The organism is Paenibacillus sp. EKM301P (assembly GCF_011800295.1).
Classification (GTDB): domain Bacteria; phylum Bacillota; class Bacilli; order Paenibacillales; family Paenibacillaceae; genus Paenibacillus; species Paenibacillus polymyxa.
Genome location: NZ_JAALFM010000001.1, coordinates 403,765 through 422,297 on the forward strand (window position 1 = coordinate 403,765; position 18,533 = coordinate 422,297).

Annotated in this window: 16 protein-coding genes; 3 read left to right on the plus strand and 13 right to left on the minus strand. The window is 46.9% G+C overall.

What is annotated here, in order from left to right; genetic code table 11:
* Positions 1-83 precede the first annotated feature (83 nt).
* Positions 84-2,882, minus strand: a complete 2,799-nt coding sequence (locus HFD99_RS02045) for a calcium-translocating P-type ATPase, SERCA-type (protein ID WP_107733362.1) — start codon at positions 2,880-2,882, stop codon at positions 84-86.
* 230 nt (positions 2,883-3,112) lie between these two features.
* Here HFD99_RS02045 and HFD99_RS02050 point away from each other — a divergent pair, with 230 nt between their 5' ends.
* Positions 3,113-4,861 carry an Rqc2 family fibronectin-binding protein gene (locus HFD99_RS02050; protein ID WP_017427796.1) on the plus strand — a complete coding sequence of 583 codons (1,749 nt, stop codon included), beginning with the start codon at positions 3,113-3,115 and terminating at the stop codon, positions 4,859-4,861.
* 95 nt (positions 4,862-4,956) lie between these two features.
* On the opposite strand, the gene HFD99_RS02055 is transcribed toward HFD99_RS02050, so the two are convergent.
* The 9 genes from HFD99_RS02055 to HFD99_RS02095 all read right to left on the minus strand — a co-directional run bounded on the left by HFD99_RS02055 (position 4,957) and on the right by HFD99_RS02095 (position 14,188).
* Positions 4,957-5,826: a PHP domain-containing protein gene (locus HFD99_RS02055; protein WP_031461723.1), complete on the minus strand. Its 870-nt coding sequence runs from the start codon at positions 5,824-5,826 to the stop codon at positions 4,957-4,959.
* Positions 5,810-6,784: a selenium metabolism-associated LysR family transcriptional regulator gene (locus HFD99_RS02060; RefSeq protein ID WP_016822363.1), complete on the minus strand. Its 975-nt coding sequence runs from the start codon at positions 6,782-6,784 to the stop codon at positions 5,810-5,812. Before HFD99_RS02060 ends, HFD99_RS02055 begins: the two co-directional genes overlap by 17 nt.
* Before the next feature lie 199 nt (positions 6,785-6,983).
* Positions 6,984-7,421 (minus strand): hypothetical protein, encoded by a 438-nt coding sequence (locus HFD99_RS02065; RefSeq protein WP_013371860.1) that lies wholly within the window; start codon positions 7,419-7,421, stop codon positions 6,984-6,986.
* 229 nt (positions 7,422-7,650) lie between these two features.
* Positions 7,651-7,911 (minus strand): YlbG family protein, encoded by a 261-nt coding sequence (locus HFD99_RS02070; RefSeq protein WP_017427798.1) that lies wholly within the window; start codon positions 7,909-7,911, stop codon positions 7,651-7,653.
* A gap of 34 nt (positions 7,912-7,945) precedes the next feature.
* On the minus strand, positions 7,946-8,386 hold the full coding sequence (locus HFD99_RS02075) for a YlbF family regulator (RefSeq protein WP_016822365.1): 441 nt from the start codon (positions 8,384-8,386) through the stop codon (positions 7,946-7,948).
* Between the two features lie 107 nt (positions 8,387-8,493).
* Entirely contained in the window at positions 8,494-10,479 is a 1,986-nt protein-coding gene (locus HFD99_RS02080; protein WP_123797363.1) for a helicase-associated domain-containing protein, read from the minus strand.
* Between the two features lie 6 nt (positions 10,480-10,485).
* The gene (locus tag HFD99_RS02085; protein ID WP_167440792.1) at positions 10,486-12,309 is read right to left on the minus strand and encodes a DNA repair helicase XPB; all 1,824 of its coding nucleotides are present in this window, start codon (positions 12,307-12,309) and stop codon (positions 10,486-10,488) included.
* Between the two features lie 160 nt (positions 12,310-12,469).
* Entirely contained in the window at positions 12,470-12,898 is a 429-nt protein-coding gene (locus tag HFD99_RS02090; protein ID WP_025365208.1) for a CBS domain-containing protein, read from the minus strand.
* Positions 12,899-12,982: 84 nt separating this feature from the next.
* Entirely contained in the window at positions 12,983-14,188 is a 1,206-nt protein-coding gene (locus HFD99_RS02095; protein ID WP_016822368.1) for a M20 family metallopeptidase, read from the minus strand.
* 248 nt (positions 14,189-14,436) lie between these two features.
* Between HFD99_RS02095 and ftsW the strand changes: the two genes are divergently transcribed.
* A complete protein-coding gene (gene ftsW / locus HFD99_RS02100) occupies positions 14,437-15,699 on the plus strand; it encodes a putative lipid II flippase FtsW (protein WP_016822369.1) in 1,263 nt (420 codons plus the stop codon).
* A 228-nt stretch (positions 15,700-15,927) separates the two neighbouring features.
* Here the strand turns inward: ftsW and HFD99_RS02105 are convergent, their stop codons facing one another.
* Positions 15,928-16,293 (minus strand): Asp23/Gls24 family envelope stress response protein, encoded by a 366-nt coding sequence (locus HFD99_RS02105; RefSeq protein ID WP_013310912.1) that lies wholly within the window; start codon positions 16,291-16,293, stop codon positions 15,928-15,930.
* 192 nt (positions 16,294-16,485) lie between these two features.
* On the opposite strand from HFD99_RS02105, the gene cax reads away from it, so the two are divergent.
* Complete coding sequence (gene cax / locus HFD99_RS02110; protein ID WP_013371868.1) at positions 16,486-17,556, plus strand: calcium/proton exchanger; 1,071 nt, start codon at positions 16,486-16,488, stop codon at positions 17,554-17,556.
* Between the two features lie 228 nt (positions 17,557-17,784).
* On the opposite strand, the gene HFD99_RS02115 is transcribed toward cax, so the two are convergent.
* Together HFD99_RS02115 and HFD99_RS02120 are read right to left on the minus strand one after the other, a co-directional pair.
* Complete coding sequence (locus tag HFD99_RS02115) at positions 17,785-18,075, minus strand: YlaN family protein (RefSeq protein ID WP_007431028.1); 291 nt, start codon at positions 18,073-18,075, stop codon at positions 17,785-17,787.
* Between the two features lie 140 nt (positions 18,076-18,215).
* Positions 18,216-18,458: an HPr family phosphocarrier protein gene (locus HFD99_RS02120; protein WP_013371869.1), complete on the minus strand. Its 243-nt coding sequence runs from the start codon at positions 18,456-18,458 to the stop codon at positions 18,216-18,218.
* Positions 18,459-18,533 lie beyond the last annotated feature (75 nt).

An 18,533-nucleotide genomic window follows, 5' to 3' on the forward strand; every position in this document is an offset into this window, starting at 1 on the left:
CTCATGCTCCTCTTGAAGCTTTGACCCCATAATATCATACAGGGCAAAAGCGGGAAAGCGATGCGATATGCAAGACCCGAATTCTAGGCTGAGAACTTTGTACGTCCCGCTGAAAATCGTGTATTTCCGCCGTGACGACGGTTACGTCGACCGCCCCATACACTTCCCGCTCCCATCAGGAACGTAGGAATTCCAGCTGCGACAATAGATAGTGCCCATTCACGTAAACCAAGAGGTACCGTTTTGAAAATAGGTTGCAGCACAGGCACATACATTACAACCAGCATCAGTACAATGGAGGACAGTACGGCAAGCACGAGATAACTATTTTGAAACGGATTACGATGGAAAACGGAGCGGGAGCTACGGCAATCAAATACATGAATTAACTGCGCCAGCACTAACGTAGCAAATGCAACCGACTGCGCTTTGATCAATTGCCCTGCATCATTCGGAGCAATCCGTAATGTCAACCAAAAGGCCGCAAGTGTACATAAGCCAATCAACAGACCGCGACTAATAATTTTCCAGCCCAGTCGACGTGCAAAAATATTTTCCTTTGCGCCACGAGGCTTATGCTCCATAAGATCCTTTTCCGGCTGATCCACACCCAGAGCCATCGCTGGCAAACCGTCAGTTACCAGGTTCACCCACAAAATCTGAATGGGTAACAAAGGTAGCGGCAGCCCAGCCATCATGGCAAAGAACATCGTCAAAATTTCGCCAACATTGGAGGCGAGTAGATAACGAATGAATTTACGGATGTTCTCGTAAATATTTCGTCCTTCCTCAATTGCCGCTACAATCGTTGAGAAATTATCGTCACTCAGTACAAGTGCAGCTGCTTCTTTGGTCACGTCTGTTCCTGTAATGCCCATGGCAATACCGATATCCGATGCCTTGATCGCAGGTGCGTCATTGACGCCATCTCCGGTCATAGCTACGACATGTCCGCGTCTTTGCAGCGACTTGACGATTCTCAGCTTGTGTTCCGGCGACACCCGCGCATACACAGAGACGGTATCAACAACGTTATCCAACGCCGCATCATCCATGAGAGACAGTTGCTGTCCTGTCAATACATTTGAGCCGCGTTGGAGAATGCCCAGCTGCTGTGCAATGGCCTCCGCAGTTGTACCATGATCGCCCGTAATCATCACCGTGCGAATGCCGGCACGACGGCACTTGCCAATGGCCTCGCGAACCTCGCGGCGTGGCGGATCAATCATGCCGGTCAGGCCGATAAAAATCAGCTGTGTTTCAGCCTCCTCAACCGTAGAGACACGCTCATGCGAGCGGATATCACGGTAAGCGACGCCAAGTACACGCAGCGCCTCCGATGCCATACCTTCATTGGCTGCCAATACCTTTTGGCGTAGCGTACCCGTTAACGGAACGACATTCCCTTCCCATAAAATGTAAGAGCACTGGCCCAGTAGCACGTCTGGCGCTCCTTTGGCAAATACAATATGTCCTCCCTGGTGGCGTACGAGTACCGACATCCGCTTCCGATCTGAGTCAAAAGGAAATTCTCGCTCCCGTGTGTACAGTTCGTATAGCCCTTGTCGCGTGACTCCGCCTTTGGCAGCTAACGTGACCAGCGCTCCTTCTGTCGGATCACCTTTCAGCTCCCAAACAGCGGAAGGCGTCGGCTCTTTGGTTTTCTTTTTTGAACGCAGCTCATCTATGTCAGCTTGAACAATCTCCGCATTATTACAAAGTACACTAGCTTGCAGCAATCTACGCAAGGATTGTCCGTTTTTTAGGTCGGCCGGAAGATCCCTGTCCATAATATGACCGTGTGGATCATAACCTTCCCCGGTAACTCCCCAGAAACGACCATCCAGCCACAGTTTGGTGACTGTCATTTTATTTTGGGTCAGTGTGCCCGTTTTGTCAGAGCAAATGACAGACGCACAGCCGAGCGTCTCAACGGAAGGCAGCTTGCGCACAATGGCCTTGCGTTTGATCATACGCTGTACACCCAAAGCGAGTGCAATGGTTACAATCGCGGGTAATCCTTCTGGTATAGCTGCCACAGCCAAGCTCACGCCGGCCAAAAACATGCTCATGGCTGGCTGACCATGCAAAATACCCGCTACGACCACGAGCACGGTTAGCGCTAACGCCACAATAATCAAAATTTTGCCCAATTGTTCCAGTCTGTGCTGTAACGGTGTCTCCTGCGACTCCGTATTTTCGATCAAGTCTGCGATCTTTCCCATTTCGGTACTCATGCCTGTGCGAATGACCACGCCTTGTGCGGTGCCTCTGGTCATCATGGTGCCCATAAAACCGATGTTCTTTTGGTCCCCAAGAGGTACTTCGGCGGCATGAATAGGACGGGAATGCTTACTCACCGGAACCGATTCACCTGTCAGGGCAGACTCCTCCACATCACAGCCATTTGTACTCAACCACCTTACATCTGCAGGGATACGATCACCACTTTCCAGCAGCACGATATCACCCGGCACCAGCTCTCTGGCCTGAACATGTATTCGTTTTCCGCCTCGCAGCACCTTGGCGGTTGGAGCCGAAAGCTGTCTTAAAGCTCGCAATGAACGTTCAGCTCTGAATTCCTGCACAAAGCCGAGAATTCCATTTAGCACAACGATAGCAATAATGGTAATCGCATCCAGATACTCGCCGAGTAGGCCAGAGATCAGGGTCGCTCCCATCAATACAAGCATCATAAAATCCTTGAACTGGTTGAGCAGCAGCAAAATTGCCGAAACACGCTTGCCCTCGCTCAGCTCATTCCAACCCGTCCTTTCTCTTCGTTCCGCAATCTGTTCCTCCGAAAGACCCTGCTTCGGGTCGACTTCCAGACTAGTTGAAAGCTGTTCATTGCTTAATTGGTGCCAGTGTGCTTGTTCCATTCTCCCCAATTCCCTCCCGGTCAGATAGTCCGTTTCCGTCGGTTGTGCGTAGGATGGCTGCCCGTTATTCTATTTTTGTGCCACGATTGCTGATATGCTGGACAGACTTTCTTGATTCAATCTATTCGGACAGGACTCGAAATATCACAAAGCCGCTTAAGTTTTGTCCCAAAGTTATGTATCATAGAAGGAAGGCGAAAATACATTTGCTTCAAAGGAGAACATACATTATGGCATTGGACGGAATCGTAACCCGCGCTATCGTACACGAACTGCAAGCCATCCGGGGCGGGCGCATTAATAAAATACATCAGCCAAACGAACGCGATATCGTGCTGAACCTGCGGGCACAAGGCGGGAGTGTAAAGCTGTTGCTGTCGGCTAATCCGACATTTCCGCGCGTACATTTTACAGAGCAAAGCTTTCTCAATCCGACAGAAGCTCCCATGTTTTGTATGCTTCTTCGCAAACATTGCGAAGGAGGCATTATTGAGAACATCACGCAGGTGGGCATGGAGCGCATTATTCATATGGATATACGTCAGCGTGATGAGCTGGGGGATATTTCATTGAAGCGCATTATTATTGAAGTGATGGGTAGACATAGCAATATTATTTTGCTTGACCCGGAAACAGGTATGATGCTGGATGGCATTCATCATGTCACACCCTCTATCAGCAGCTATCGGGTCGTTATGCCAGGCTTTCAATACACAGAGCCTCCTGAACAAAATAAGCTGAATCCACTAGAAGTCGAAGAAGCAGCCTTCATCTCCTCGTATCAAGCAGCCCTTGAGGCCGAAGAAGCTCCCAAACGCTGGCTCGTGAACACTTTTACCGGACTTAGTCCCCTTATTGCTGAAGAGATACTAATCCGAGCATCTAACGAAGAAGCATCTGGTGACAAGGATCGTCGACTGTGGAGGACATTCAGTGACATTATGGATGACGTGCGGAATCATCGTTTTCAGCCAGTATCTGGACTGAACGCACAAGATAAAGTAATATTTTCAGCCATTCCACTGACGCTGATCGAAGGAGAACGTAAGGAATACGCTACCATCAGTGAGTGTATGGAGGACTTTTTCGGTGAAAAAGCAGAAAGGGACACGGTTAAGCAAAAGGTTAGCGACCTACTGCGGTTTCTACAAAACGAGCGGAGCAAAAACGTAAAAAAACTCGATCATCTCCATCAAGATTTGGCCGAAGCGGAAGATGCCGATCAATTTCGGATTTACGGAGAGCTGCTGTTCGCTTCACTGCATGAGGTAAAAAAGGGAGACAAGGAAGTAACACTCACTAACTTTTATGACGAGGAACAGGGTGCGATCACCATTCCATTGGACCCGCTACTCAACCCTTCAGATAATGCACAACGTTATTTTAAAAAGTATAACAAATATAAAAACAGCCTGGCTGTCATTGACGAACAACTAGCAAAAACACACGAAGAAATTCGTTATATGGACAATCTTCTTCAGCAGCTAGCCCATGCCTCTATTAACGACATTGAGGAAATACGTGAAGAGCTGGTTCAGCAGGGCTATCTCAGAGATCGGGTTAAAAAAGGAAAGAAAAAGAAGAAAAATGACCGCCCGACCTTGCACGTATATACATCATCCGAAGGCATCGAGCTGCTGGTCGGCAAAAATAACTTGCAGAATGAATATGTGACCAATCGACTGGCCGGACCCAATGACACGTGGCTGCATACAAAGGATATTCCAGGGTCACACGTCGTTATTCGTGCCGAGAAATTCGGAGACGCAACGTTGGAGGAAGCTGCTCAACTGGCTGCCTATTTCAGCCAAGCCAAGCAGTCTAGCAGCGTACCTGTAGATGCCACTTTGATTCGGTATGTACGCAAGCCAAGCGGTGCGAAGCCCGGCTTTGTCATCTACGATCATCAGCGTACGCTCTTTATCACACCTAATGAGGAACTGGTCAAAAAGCTGCCGAACCGCATCAAAAACGGCTAAGTTCCACCAGCATATGGAATCTACAAAAAAAGCCCTTTGCCCGTTGCACGTACACTTCTAGTGTTCCATGCGGTAGGCAAGGGGCTTTTTCTCATTTACTTTTGTCCAACAGCAGCCTTTCTCAATTCCTCGACAACCTGACCTTCCACACTACGGCTACCCAGATCACCGTGGAAAATCACACCTTGGCGTGCACCGTGAAAATCCGAGCCGCCTGTTGCGATAAGCCCATAGTGCAGCGCCATTGCAGTATATCGGCTCTCAGCCTCAGCATCATGGTCTGAATGGCTCACCTCCAACCCTACAGGCTTCGCTGCCTCTATAATGGAGCGCACCAGTTCATCATTTCCATACAAGCCAGGGTGGGCCACTACAGGCACACCTCCTGCTTCACGAATCCAGCTTATAGCCTCCGCAGGCTCTACACGGGGTACAGATACGTATCCGGGCGCACCTTCTGCCAAGTAACGGTCAAACGCATCACGCATGTCCTTCGCGTAACCTTTTTGAACCAGGGTATCTGCCATATGCGGACGTCCAATGCTTTCATCTGGCGCTAGTGGTCTGCCCATTGTAGCCACCACCTCATCTAGCGTGATTTCCACGCCCAAGCTACGCAATCGACTCAAAATCAAATCATTACGGGTATCCCGCGCCTGTCTCAGCTTTTCCAACCGTTCCAAAAATATTTTATTACGGTAATCCATAAAATAACCTAGTATATGAATATCTTTGCCACCAGCACGTGTACTGATTTCCACACCCGGCACCACGGTCATTCCAATGCGTCTTCCCTCCTCCAAGGCTTCCTCCAAACCGGCCACCGTATCATGATCTGTAATAGCCACACCGGCCAACCCTTTTTCCTTCGCCCAGCGCACATTATCAGCAGGTGATTGCATACCGTCAGATGCTTGGGTGTGTGTATGTAGATCATATCGTTGTGAATTAATCTGTTCCTTCATTACGCAATTGCTCCTCCTCTTTCATCACTACAAGTTTGTCCTGCGAGTCCTCGAATACGTCCAATCCCTGATCATGACGACGCAAGTAAGATAAAAAAGTTACTACCGGGATTGGCAACAAAGCTGATTTCAGATGAATCGCATAAAACTCTCGTTTGAAGGTAATATCTGAAATATTTACAATTTTCAACAACCCGAGCGCAACCTCGTGTTTGACTGAAGAAGGTGACAGCATGGTAATCCCCAGTCCTGCCTCTACCGCTGATTTGACCGCTCCAGTGCTGCCCATCTCCATTACAATATCAAGTCGAGAGGCATCCGCACCACGATTTTTGAGCCCGTCTTCTATGACTTGTCGTGTACCAGAACCTTTTTCTCTAGCTACAAAAGGATGCTTGAATACATCTTCTAAAACTACTTTTTTGGCCTTGGCTAACACATGCCCCGAAGGAACAATCAGCTTCAGTTCGTCCTGCATCACAGATTCCACCACAATATCCGGGTGTTGAACCGGGGCCTCAATCAGCCCTAAATTCAACTGATGCTTTAGTATATCATCCATAATTTGAGTCGTATTCATTACATTCATTGCCATGCGTATGTGAGGGTACTCCTGACCAAACGGGCCCAACATTCTTGGCACAATATATTCACCAATCGTTAGGCTGGCGCCAATATGCAATCTTCCCTCCAGCATGTGAGTAAAAGCAGACATTGCCTCGTCAGCTTCCCTGATCAGTTGCATACTTCTTTTTGCAAAAGGAAGTAATGTCGCTCCTGCCTCCGAAAGCTCAATTTTTTTAGTCGATCGGTGCAGTAGCTTCGTGCCAAAATAATCTTCCAAAGATTGAATTTGCATCGTCACCGCAGGTTGCGTCATATGCAGCGCTTGCGCCGCCGCCGAGAAGCTTCCGCGCTCCGCTACGGTATAAAAAATGTGCAGCTGATGAAAGTTCATATTGACAGCCCTCTCCCCTCTGATCTCCTTATTTTAGCATAAGAAAAACGTCTGCGAACAATTTCCGAGTAAACTTACCGAAATGAGGAGTATATGCTTGCAAAATAAAAAAGCATGCAGCTGATAACTGCATACTTCTACTCAAACTCGACGGTGTCAATGAGCGCGGTTTTAATGGAACCGTTCGCCAAATCACCGTCTATTTTTGCTTACGAGTGCTTTTCATCAGTGTCATGCGCCGCGAATGGCGCAACCATGAATAGTAGGATTTTAAGTCCCTCAATTCGATAGTCTCTGACATCCGACCCAAAAAGGTAATAATAATCATCTTATGAAGCGGATTTCCCGCAATGTCCATCTCACCTGGCAACTCACCAAATTCGGCGACAACGACCAGATCACCATCAATTAAATATACATCCTCTTCATTATGATAGTAGGACTCCATCCTGTTTTGCTTCAGGCATTCCCAAAGCCAGGCGGCGATATGATTCGTCTCGGACTGTTTCTGCTCTACCCGATCTAAATAACGTGTTTTCGCATGATTTGTAATCACGATATCGGCGACTTTCTTATCGCCCATCTCCACGTAGAACGGTTCGTATGTACTCCATCGCTGCATTGCCTTGTCACGCACGGGATCACTCTCCCCACCAGATAGGTCTTTATATCTACCAATATATTCATATGTTACCTCAACAGACCCGGGACTACAAGTTACAAAATTGAAGTTTATGGGTGTTTTTTAAAGATTTTTTAGGTCTAACAGCATTAAGATTAGTATGCAAAAGTCCTGGCTTCACAAAAAAAAGCCAGCCCGTAGGCTGACCTTTTTTAAGAATTCTGAATGTATAGACAATCAAAGCTTATATTTCATATTCTTTCATCTTTTCCTTATCGTCGTTGTACTCCGTCCTAATCTCATTTCGGAAAGAGCGCTCAACCTTACGTACATAGGAAAGTCTGCGAATATTTTTAACGGTGTCCTCTGCCCGATCCGCATTCATATAAATAACTACATAATGCATACGCTTTGAAATATAGTGGACATTTCCGTATTTCTCCAGATTGCGGGCAGCCTTGATATCGCTTACCCAAATGATGTACCCTGTCCGCTCGGCAAACATTCGCTTCATCTCCCCTCCGTATCATTCCTATGGCCTATCCGCAGGAGCATTTCCCTCCGCTGCCGCATCCGCCCTTTTTCACATTCGGGTCGTTGCTCGGCACCTTAATGGTCTCGGACACGGAATATGCAATCGTTTCAGACATGGCATGAAGCATATCATCCAGCGCCTTTTCGGCCCGTTTGAACTCCTTAACAGCCTCAAATTGTTCTAGCTCCAGTTCAACGACCTGCACTGCGTCCTTCGCTTCATGATAGTTGGGATGAAAATGCCCAAAACGCTCCGTTTCAGCGAAAAGCTCCTTTTTGGCATCCAGCTTGCGTACACACGCCTGAATAGACGGATTCAATTCCACACGCTGCTTCCAATATAAATAATCCGATACCTCAAAGGACCGGTTGACCATATCGCCCAATTCATAGGCGTTAATAAGCACTTCTGCCATATTGACCGTGTTCAATTCGGCTACGCTCATGAATGTCATCTCACTTTATATAAAGTTCTACCCAATAAAAGTAGACTCATTTATCATACCACATCCTTCTTTTGAGAAGAAGGAGTTTCATGCACTTCCTGACACGACTATGTAAAAGGAACCAACAACCTCATCTCGGACCAATCCCTTGGCTGCAAGGTTGCACGAGAAGGTGTTTCCTCATCCATTCCTGAGGCGTACCAGCCTGTGACACTCCAGGGATCGCCCGAAACCACCGATTCCGGTATCCATTTAACCTCTTTCCCACTAATGCGCAATCCCACCGCCGCCTGCCAACGGATCGCTTGCTCCATCAACTGCCTGGAAGTGGACGTATGGTAACTCCTCCATTCTTTTGTCCATGAAGAGGGTACTGTAGATCTTTCTGGAAAATAGTCGGACGGATTAGGCAGGGTGTGCTCTTGTTCATAGAAATGCAACGTACGCCCTGTGTAAACCAGACCAGCTCTTCCCTCTTGTGAAAATAGGGGACGGCCTGCTTCTAGGTTCTCTGTCTCCGTCAAAAGTGGATAATGATGAGCTGGCTCATCCGCACCTTTTGGCTCAAGACGCGGACTTAATCCAATTGCAGCGAGCGCTTTTCTTATTTTGTCAGCAGAGCGCACCGGGATAATAAAATCTTTGTCACCGAGTCGCTCCAGTGATCCTTCCAGTGCAGGATGACGCGCAACTATGTCCGCATCATCCTGAGTACCGCATCGCAAAAGTGTTACCGTCGCAAAAGCCGTTCGTCCGACATCGCCTGCCCACTGCTCTACTGCCAGCCGTACATGTTCTGGCACCCCTGTCCGACTGTACTTGTCCAAAAGAGCAGGAATCGCCTTAGCCTCCATGCCCAGCTCGATTGCCTCTGTAATACTCTCTCTGGTAATCCGATATACTACCATCCGGTCTCCTGTCACACGTTCACAGCAGCATTCCAATCGCCAGCGCACATCATATGCGACATCTGGCGGCACTAATATTTCAAAATCAGGCTGCACATAAAAGGCACCTTGCTCTTGATGTGTATCCTCGTCATGATAGGGACGAAGCAGATCTGTCACAGAGACATTCCAGCGAAAACACAATTCACCTGATGTGGTCTGACCCCAATCCCCCATTCCAAAAGCCGTCAGGGCCTTCAACCACCCCTTTATATCTTCCATAAAAGGTCCATTAAAATTAAAATCAGATACTGTTTCCTCCGCAAGCCCATTGAGAGTTGCGTTTGTAGGAACAATATCTATAAGGGTACTGTTTGTGGAATCATCTCCCTTTAAACGATTTTGCGGCATTAAGCCTACCTGAAGCATCCATTGCAGCAGACACTGAATAGATATCCATCCGTCTGTTCCTACATACTGCGAGACGGCACACAGCATATAGCGAAAATGCTGTATGGGCGCTTCAGCCTTGCCGTATCTTTCCATGAGGGTGGCAAAAATATGCTTGCGCATTTGCCCAGCAGACAAGCGAATCCATGTCGCCAGTTCCGCTTCCTGAATGCGGAAAGACACAGTTTCTTTCACAAGCAGGCCCAAACTAAGTAATAAATCGATCATGACCACCGTTTGTACTGGATACAGCTCGGCATGTGCATAATGCAACCCAAGTCCTTCCAGGTCCTCTGGACGAAAGGGGGTCAGTTCATTTAATTTTTGCAATGACCGCTTATGTATGGTTCCTTTGGCCGTCAAAGGAACCCCCTGTATTGCAATACGTGACAACACATGCAGCAACTCCGACTCCAGTCCTGTCATTGCTTCATGTACTGTTATCGGATGATCCGTATGTATCCCGTTCATTGGAGTTTGCTTTAACAGCATATCGTACAGAGCGGGTAGTCGATCAATCGGAATATATAAAATCCGCTCACCCCACGATTTGGTGACTGCCTCCAGCCACCCCCGGGTGCGAAGCCCATGCAGGACCAGTTTTGTTTCGACTCCGCTTAAGGCACCTTGGGTAAGCTGCACAGGCTCCTCTTCCCTCATAGGTTGTGCAGCATGCCGGATAAAGCATCGTTTAAGCACCAGCAGTTCATCCGCTGAAAGCTCATTCCAGCTGCCTTGCGTATTCGTTACGCCCATCCTTGATTAGGCCTCCTTTTTCTTTCCGCCATCTTCTGTCTCATCCTCCTGGCTTCTGCTAGCCATTGTCCTATCAAACCTGCGAACCGCATATTCATAGCCCTGCTCAATCAGAAACAGCTGACGACGTGCTGCAAAATCCGTCTCCTTACTGTTCTCTGTCACTAATGCATAAAAATAAGCTTTATTCTCGCCTGGCTTTGGTCGTAAAATGCGGCCAAGTCGCTGCGCTTCTTCCTGACGTGAGCCAAAGCTACCCGATACTTCTATGGCCACCGCTGCATCCGGCAAATCCACCGCAAAGTTCGCCACCTTGGATACCAACAGGGTTTGAATACTGCTCTTGCGAAACGCATCGAACCAACGCACCCGCTCACTCTGAGTCATGGATCCCGTAATCAGTGGAACGTCCAGCTCCTGAGCTAATTTACGTAACTGGTCTAAATATTGACCAATAATAAGCGTGGGTAGACCCTTGTGTTTCTCCATTAGACTGCGTACTGCCTCCAGCTTAGCCGGATTTTCGGCTGCAATTCGGTATTGCTGTCTGCCTTCAGCGCGCATACTTCGCTCCAAAAGGTCAGCGGTCATGGGCAAACGCAGCTCTACACAATCGACCTGAGCAATCCAGCCCTGTCGTTCCAGTTCCTTCCACGGCATATCGTACCGTTTGGGTCCAATTAAAGAGAACACATCCCGCTCACACCCGTCCTCTCGAACTAACGTAGCTGTTAATCCCAAACGACGGGTAGCCTGAATATCAGCCGTCGCTCGAAATACTGGCGCAGGCAGCAAATGTACCTCATCATATATAATGAGTCCCCACTTCCGCTCACTCAGTAGCTTAATATGTTCAAACTCTCCGTCTTTGGTGCGACGATGCGTCAAAATCTGGTAGGTTGCCACCGTTATCGGTCGCACCTCCTTTTTCTGACCACTGTATTCCCCGATAGAATCGACAGGAATATTCGTCTTTTGCTTCAATTCTTCGATCCATTGCCGCACGGAGATAGTATTAGAAGTTAAAATAAGCACCTCACACTGAAGGCGATTCATCACTGCCATACCGATCACTGTTTTTCCGGCTCCACATGGGAGGACCAGTACACCACTCCCCCCTAAGCCGTCTGCACCTTCAAATGCATCAGCGGCTTTCACCTGGTAATCACGAAGCTGCAACTCCGTTTGTCCCTTTCCCAAGGTAAAACGAAGCAGATTACCCTCAAGATAACCTGCCGTATCCACAACAGGATATCCCAAGCGAGTTAATTCCTGCTTGAGCAAGCCACGATTTTCGGGCGGTACGGATGCACTTGTCTCATTGGTGCGAAGCAAACCAAGCTGTTTTAGCTCTTTCTTGTTTAATAGCTCATCCAGTAAAGCTGGGGTCTCTGCCGTCAAGATCAAGTGATCCCCTATTGTGTATGTGTTGGTTTTACTCGCCTTTGTATCTCTGTCTGACTCTTGCTCATCACGATTCGCGTCAATCGTATCAGTGCCGTAAATTTGTTCTTCTTTTGCACTTGCCCGTGACAGCGTCAACGTCCCGTAACGAGATACAAGCTGTTCAATATCTCTCAACAAATCACGCGGAATATCCCAACGAGACATAGAGTGCAAACTATTTTGAATGTCCTCAGCACTCCACCCGAGAGCGGCCGCATTCCAGAGCGACAATGGAGTGATGTGATATGTATGAAAAGCGGACGGACTTTTTACCAGCTCTGCATAAACCTGCAACTGTGAACGGGCCCATTCCGAATCGGGCAAACCCATTTCCAGCAGAACGGTAAAATCACGTTGTACAATACAAGGATGATCTGGGTTCATGACTACCTCCTGACACTCAAAAGTTCTATAATAAATAGCTTATCCGTTTATTCGCATATCAACCGGAATAGCAAGGAGTCCAACCCACACTCGGGTTGAACTCCTGATCAGAAGCTCGGGATAATGACCGTCCCAAACTGGTACCTGCTATATTATCCTTCTAGTGAACCTGCTCGGAAATTTGGCTAAGCGCCTCTCCAGCGTTGTCTGCAAAAATATTACGAACCGCTAAATCCCCAATCGAAACAATCCCGATCAGACGGTCTCCTTCTGTCACGGGCAAACGACGAATTTGCTGCTCTGCCATCAGTTCAGCTGCCTGATCCACCGACATGTCCACACTAGCTGTACGAATACCTGTCGTCATTACCGCATCAACTGAGCTGGAACCGGAATGCTTGTCCGCATAACCACGAACGACAAGGTCACGGTCCGTTATTACACCGATCAACTTGTCACTGCCTTCTCTTTCCACAACTGGGATAAAACCAGTATCATTGTCCTTCATTTTGACTGCAACCTCATAAATATTGTCTTGTGGGGTCACCGTTACACATTTTTTAGTCATAACTTCCTGAACCTTTTTCATGGGTACTCCCTCCTTTTCAAGAGTAGGTTACCCCATTTCATTCAGCTCATACTCCAGATTAGACCCTTCCCAATTTAGCTCGTATTAGCCGTTAATTGCCCCTTCTTTTCGTCCAGCAACATATCCGGTAGACATAGCAATAAACAGACGAACTGCGTTGATCATGGCATCCTCATCAAAATCAAATTTTGGATGGTGATGCGGATAAATTGCTCCTTTGGCCGGATTACCCGCCCCGACGAACATAAAACAACCTGGCACACGTTCCAAATAATACGCAAAATCTTCGGCAGGCATCAACTTTGGCGCTTCCTGTACATTCCCCTCGCCGAACACAGGCTTTGCTTCCTTAAAAAAGCGGGATGCTTCCTGGGCATCGTTAACAACTGGCGGGTATCCCATAATGTAACGAATTTTTGCTGATGTCCCATATGTTGCTGCTGTAAGCTCAGTTACCTCATGCAATCGCTCTTTCATGACCGTCCGGGTCTGCTCATCAAACGTACGAATGGTTCCACTCAAGCGGCAGGTTTCTGCAATTATATTTTGCGCAGAGCCCCCTTGGATGGTTCCCACCGTCAACACAGCAGGCTTTAACGGGTCGACTGAACGGCTTACGATACTCTGCAGTTGCATAACAAGAGCTGAGCCTGCCACCACACTATCATTAGTGGACTGGGGCATACCGCCATGCCCACCCTTACCTGCAATTTCAATATAAAAATCGTCGGCAGCCGCCATCAACGGCCCTGCACAACTCGCAGCGGTCCCGACCGAGAAGGGTGTCCATAAATGGATGCCATAAATCACATCCACACCTTCCAGTACGCCATCTTTGATGACATTAACCGCACCCCCAGGCAGCAATTCCTCCGCAGGCTGGAACAAAAACCGGATTTCTCCCTCCAGCTCATCGCGGTTCAGACTGTAATAGTATGCTGTCCCAAGCAAAACAGACGTATGTCCGTCATGTCCGCAAGCATGCATGGCCCCATCCACACTGGAGCGATATTCACATTCCTTTTCATCCTGAATAGGAAGAGCGTCCATATCGGCGCGCAACATAACCACAGGTCCAGGTTTGGCACCACGAATGGTACCTACAACACCGTGTCCCCCTACCTGTCGGCGAACATCTAATCCCCAGCTCTCTAGCTTATCCGCTACAAAAGCGGCAGTTTTACTTTCCTGAAAAGAAATTTCGGGATTCTTATGTAAATGTCTACGCCACTCCACCATGTTTTGTTGTAATTGATTAAACCAGGTTTGGTCCATCGCCTGTTGTGTCATTATGTTCCACCTCTCCTTTTAAAACATCGGGCAAGTTTCCGATAAATCATGTAGCTTTACCCCATACGCGCCGTTTCTCTCAAGTCTTTATTTTTATCCTATTGTAGCAGATATGGAATTGTTGTGATATCTGTTGCTCCAGATGGTTGCAGAAGCCTATCAAACATACTATGATAAAATGGATAAACGATAAAATGATAAACGTCTGCGAGGAATATACCTTGCGGCGAATACCGGGGGAAGCTGATATGAGAAATACGAAGCCGGAGACTCGAAGAAGAGGGACACCGGATTTCCAATTGCTGATCCTCACTTTGTTGCTGGTTGGATTCGGTGTAATCATGGTATTTAGCTCCAGCTCCAGCGTAGCTCTGCTGAATAAAGAATACAATTTTGACTCTTTATATTTTGTAAAGCGCCAGTCCGCATTTGCTATACTCGGACTTTTTATTATGCTGGTAGCTATGAATATTAAGATGGAAAAATATAAAAAACTTTTTGTACCTTTATTTTTCATAACCATATTACTGCTAATCATCGTACTTTTTACAGGCTCTCTGAATGGCGCAAAAAGCTGGCTCAGATTTGGTAGTATTGGCTTCCAGCCAACGGAACTTGCAAAAATATCCATCATCCTTTACTTATCCGCACTAATTGTCAAAAAAGGAGATCGGTTTAGAGATTTACGGACTGGCTACATACCTGTAACGGTCATTGTAGGCTCTGTCGCAGGACTCATCATGCTTCAACCGGATTTAGGCTCCTGCTTTATTTTGGTAGCCACCAGCGGCCTGATTATTTATGCCGGGGGAGCCAGCGTCAAACACATTACAGCATCAATCATCCTGCTCGTGCTAGGCGCTTCCATCGTATTTGGTATTGGATCGTTGTTTGGAGGAGATTCCGACAGCGCAAATGGACAAGCTACTGCTGCCAAGCAAGATTATAAAATCGGACGCTTTCAAGCCTTTCTTAATCCCGAGAAGTATAGACAAGGCACAGGATACAATCTGGTGCAGTCCCTGCAAGCTATTGGCGAAGGCGGCTTAAACGGATCAGGATTTGGTAAAGGCATTATCAAGCTTCATTATCTGCCCAATTCGTTTAATGATTTTATCTTTTCAGTTATTGGTGAAGAATTCGGATTTATCGGAACAGCCATTTTCCTAATGCTATATTTGTATTTCATTTGGCGAGGCATGATCATTGCTCTGCGTTGCCATGATCCGTTCGGAACGTTGGTGGGCACTGGCATCATGGGTTTGATCGCCATTCAGGCCTTCATTAATATCGGTGGGGTAACCCAAACGATTCCAATCACTGGCGTAACTCTTCCGTTTATTAGCTTTGGTGGTTCCTCCCTGCTTGTCATGATGTTTTCTATGGGCATCATGCTCAGTATTTCTCGTGAGAACACCAAACAAGCAGTGCAAGAACGCACTACAGGGGTGACGGTCCGTAATGAAGTTCCCACTCGCTTTCAAACTCGTAGAACCAACCGTTACCGCTAAAAAAAAAGAACTTCCATATGACCACTAATCACGGTGGCATTGGAAGTTCTTTTTTTGTATATGTATATAACTACAGGTCCGTCTGCAAAATGTTAACCAGCAGATTCACAAAACGAAAACTGGCGTTTTATAACCACCAGTTTTCGTGTTCTTATGCGGATTATCGCACGGAATTCCCGGCATCTATACCATTGGTGAAAAATGTCCATTTAGCATGCAGTGGTTCTATTACACTGCGTCGTCCTTGAACGCGACACCTTCCACTTTTACGTTCACTTCCACGACCCGCAACCCCGTCATGCTTTCGACGGCTTCTCGCACATTTTGCTGAAGAATTCGGGACACCTCATGAATAGGTGTTTCGTAGAGCACGATAATACGTAGATCAATGGCAGCTTCCAGTTGTCCAACCTCCACTGATACGCCCTTTTGCACATTTTTACCGCTCAGCCTTTTGGCCCAGCCTTCCGATAAGCCGCCTGACATTGCAGCAATGCCTGGTGTCTCTAATGCGGCCATCCCGGCAATTTTTCCTACGACATCGTTGGAAATCTTGATGTTTCCTGCTTCCAGTTGTTGAATTTGCTCTGCCATGACCTATGTCCCCCTTCATCCATCCTTTATTTGTATTGTAAAGCCTCAGCCACTCCAAATGCAAACCTTACGTATAAAAACATCGTTCGTTTACAACCTATATCATTTTGGGTATATTAATTTAGAAAAATCCATACAAGTGACAGTATTCACCAAACTTGTACACATCTATTGATATCGAGGTGCTCTTCATTGAAAAAATGGTTATCTCCCGCTTTACTTATAGCGACATTTGCTCTTAGTGCAGTCGCTCATTACACACATTGGAATGCCATAGCCCAATTTGTCATTTGTGCGATTTCTGTTGTATTCGTAGCCGGTTTTCTCGGTAGGGCGACTGAAAGTGTTGCTCATTATGCTGGTCAACGTTTAGGTGGATTCTTAAATGCCACCTTTGGTAACGCAGCCGAGCTAATCATCGCCATTTTTCTCGTCAAAGAAGGTCTTTACGATATGGTAAAGGCCAGTCTTACCGGTTCGATCATCGGCAATCTGCTGCTGGTGCTCGGAGCGAGTCTGTTCGCTGGCGGATTGAAATATAAAGTGCAAAATTTCAATATATCGCTGGCTGGATTAAGTGGCTCCCTGATGATTGTGGCTGTTATTGCCTTGTTCGTTCCAGCTGTCTTTCTGAACACACATGTGATCACGGATAGCGAGTCAGATACACTCAGTCTCATTGTTGCAGGCACGCTCATTGTCGCATATATTGCGTGGCTTATTTTTTCTATGATTACGCATAAGGACTATTTAGCTGACGTGACCGAACAAAAAGATGAAGAATTGCCGCATGAGCATGCCCCTGTATGGTCTAGAAATAAATCCATTGCCTATTTGGTACTCGCTACCGTTATGGTCGCTTTTGTCAGCGAATGGCTGGTAGGTACACTGGAAGTATTTACGACCCAATTTGGACTCAGCGAATTGTTTGTGGGTGCATTTCTTGTCGCTATTATTGGTAATGCGGCCGAACATAGCGCTGCCATTTTACTAGCCATGAAGAACAAAATCGGTGCATCTGTTGAAATTGCTGTCGGCAGCAGTTTGCAAATTGCCCTATTCGTTGCCCCTGTGCTGATTTTTGTCAGTTACTTTATGGGAAACACGATGAATATCGTTTTCACCACCATTGAATTGGTAGCCATTGCCGTCGCTGTATTTATCGCCAAATCCATCACTCAGGACGGCTCAACCAACTGGTATGAGGGACTCATGCTACTGGTAGTGTATGTATTGTTGGGTGTATCCTTCTTCCTGGTGTAGCTTCCAAAGTTTAAAATGTAGATTACATTGTAGTGACTTCTTCGCGTTTCATTTATTCTTCTGATCACTAATGCCCTTGAATTTTTAAGACGATATAACCCCTTAAACTGTAAAAATTCAAGGGCAAAGGTGAACGCTATAAGCAACCTCTCGTCCCCTTTTTAAAAAATGGCATCAAAAAAAGCATGCTCTCAAACTTCGCATGCTCTCATCAATTCAACCGTCTTCCTAATTAGCCTTATTATTCATGGCCTCATATAGAATAGCCAGATTGCGTTCCAGCTCACTGACCAGCTGTTTACCTACCATTTCCGGAAGAAGTCCGGCGCGAACCGCAAAATCCACTTCCTTGGAAAATCCGTACATCTGAGTATCCAGCACTTCCTCATAGAGAGGGCAATAACGGGTTGCCAGATTCTCCATCTGTACTTCAATAAGCTTCTTTATTTTATCTGCATCTTCCTGAAGCAGATTAATGGCCTTGATATTCAATTGTTCCTGCAAATCAGATGAAGTCATGGATTCTTCCCCCCTATGTCTCAATGTCGCACAAGACGTCCTAACCTTAATATTAGACCAAATTGCAGGCTAATACAAGAACCTGACAAAAAAAGCATCCCTACAGTTACAGGTAGGGATGCTTTTGCTTCCTCAATAAGTTAGGTGGCTACTGAAATGTGCAGCCCGTGCTTCTGGAACACCTCAATAATCGCTTTTTTGGCTTCCTCGGCGTCAGGCCCGTGAACATGCAGCTCATAACTGTGACTGCTGACCAACGTCGTAAACAAGCCCAGTATACTTTTCACATCAATATACTTATTTTCGGAATGAAGGACGATGGAAGAAGTGAATTTGCTCGCCGTCTGTGCAATTTCAACAACCGCCGCATTATTGTTGGACATAGTAAGATCCCTCGCTTTACTGGATTGTCGTGTATCAATGCTCATTCATTATGATACATTGAAATCGCTTTCTCA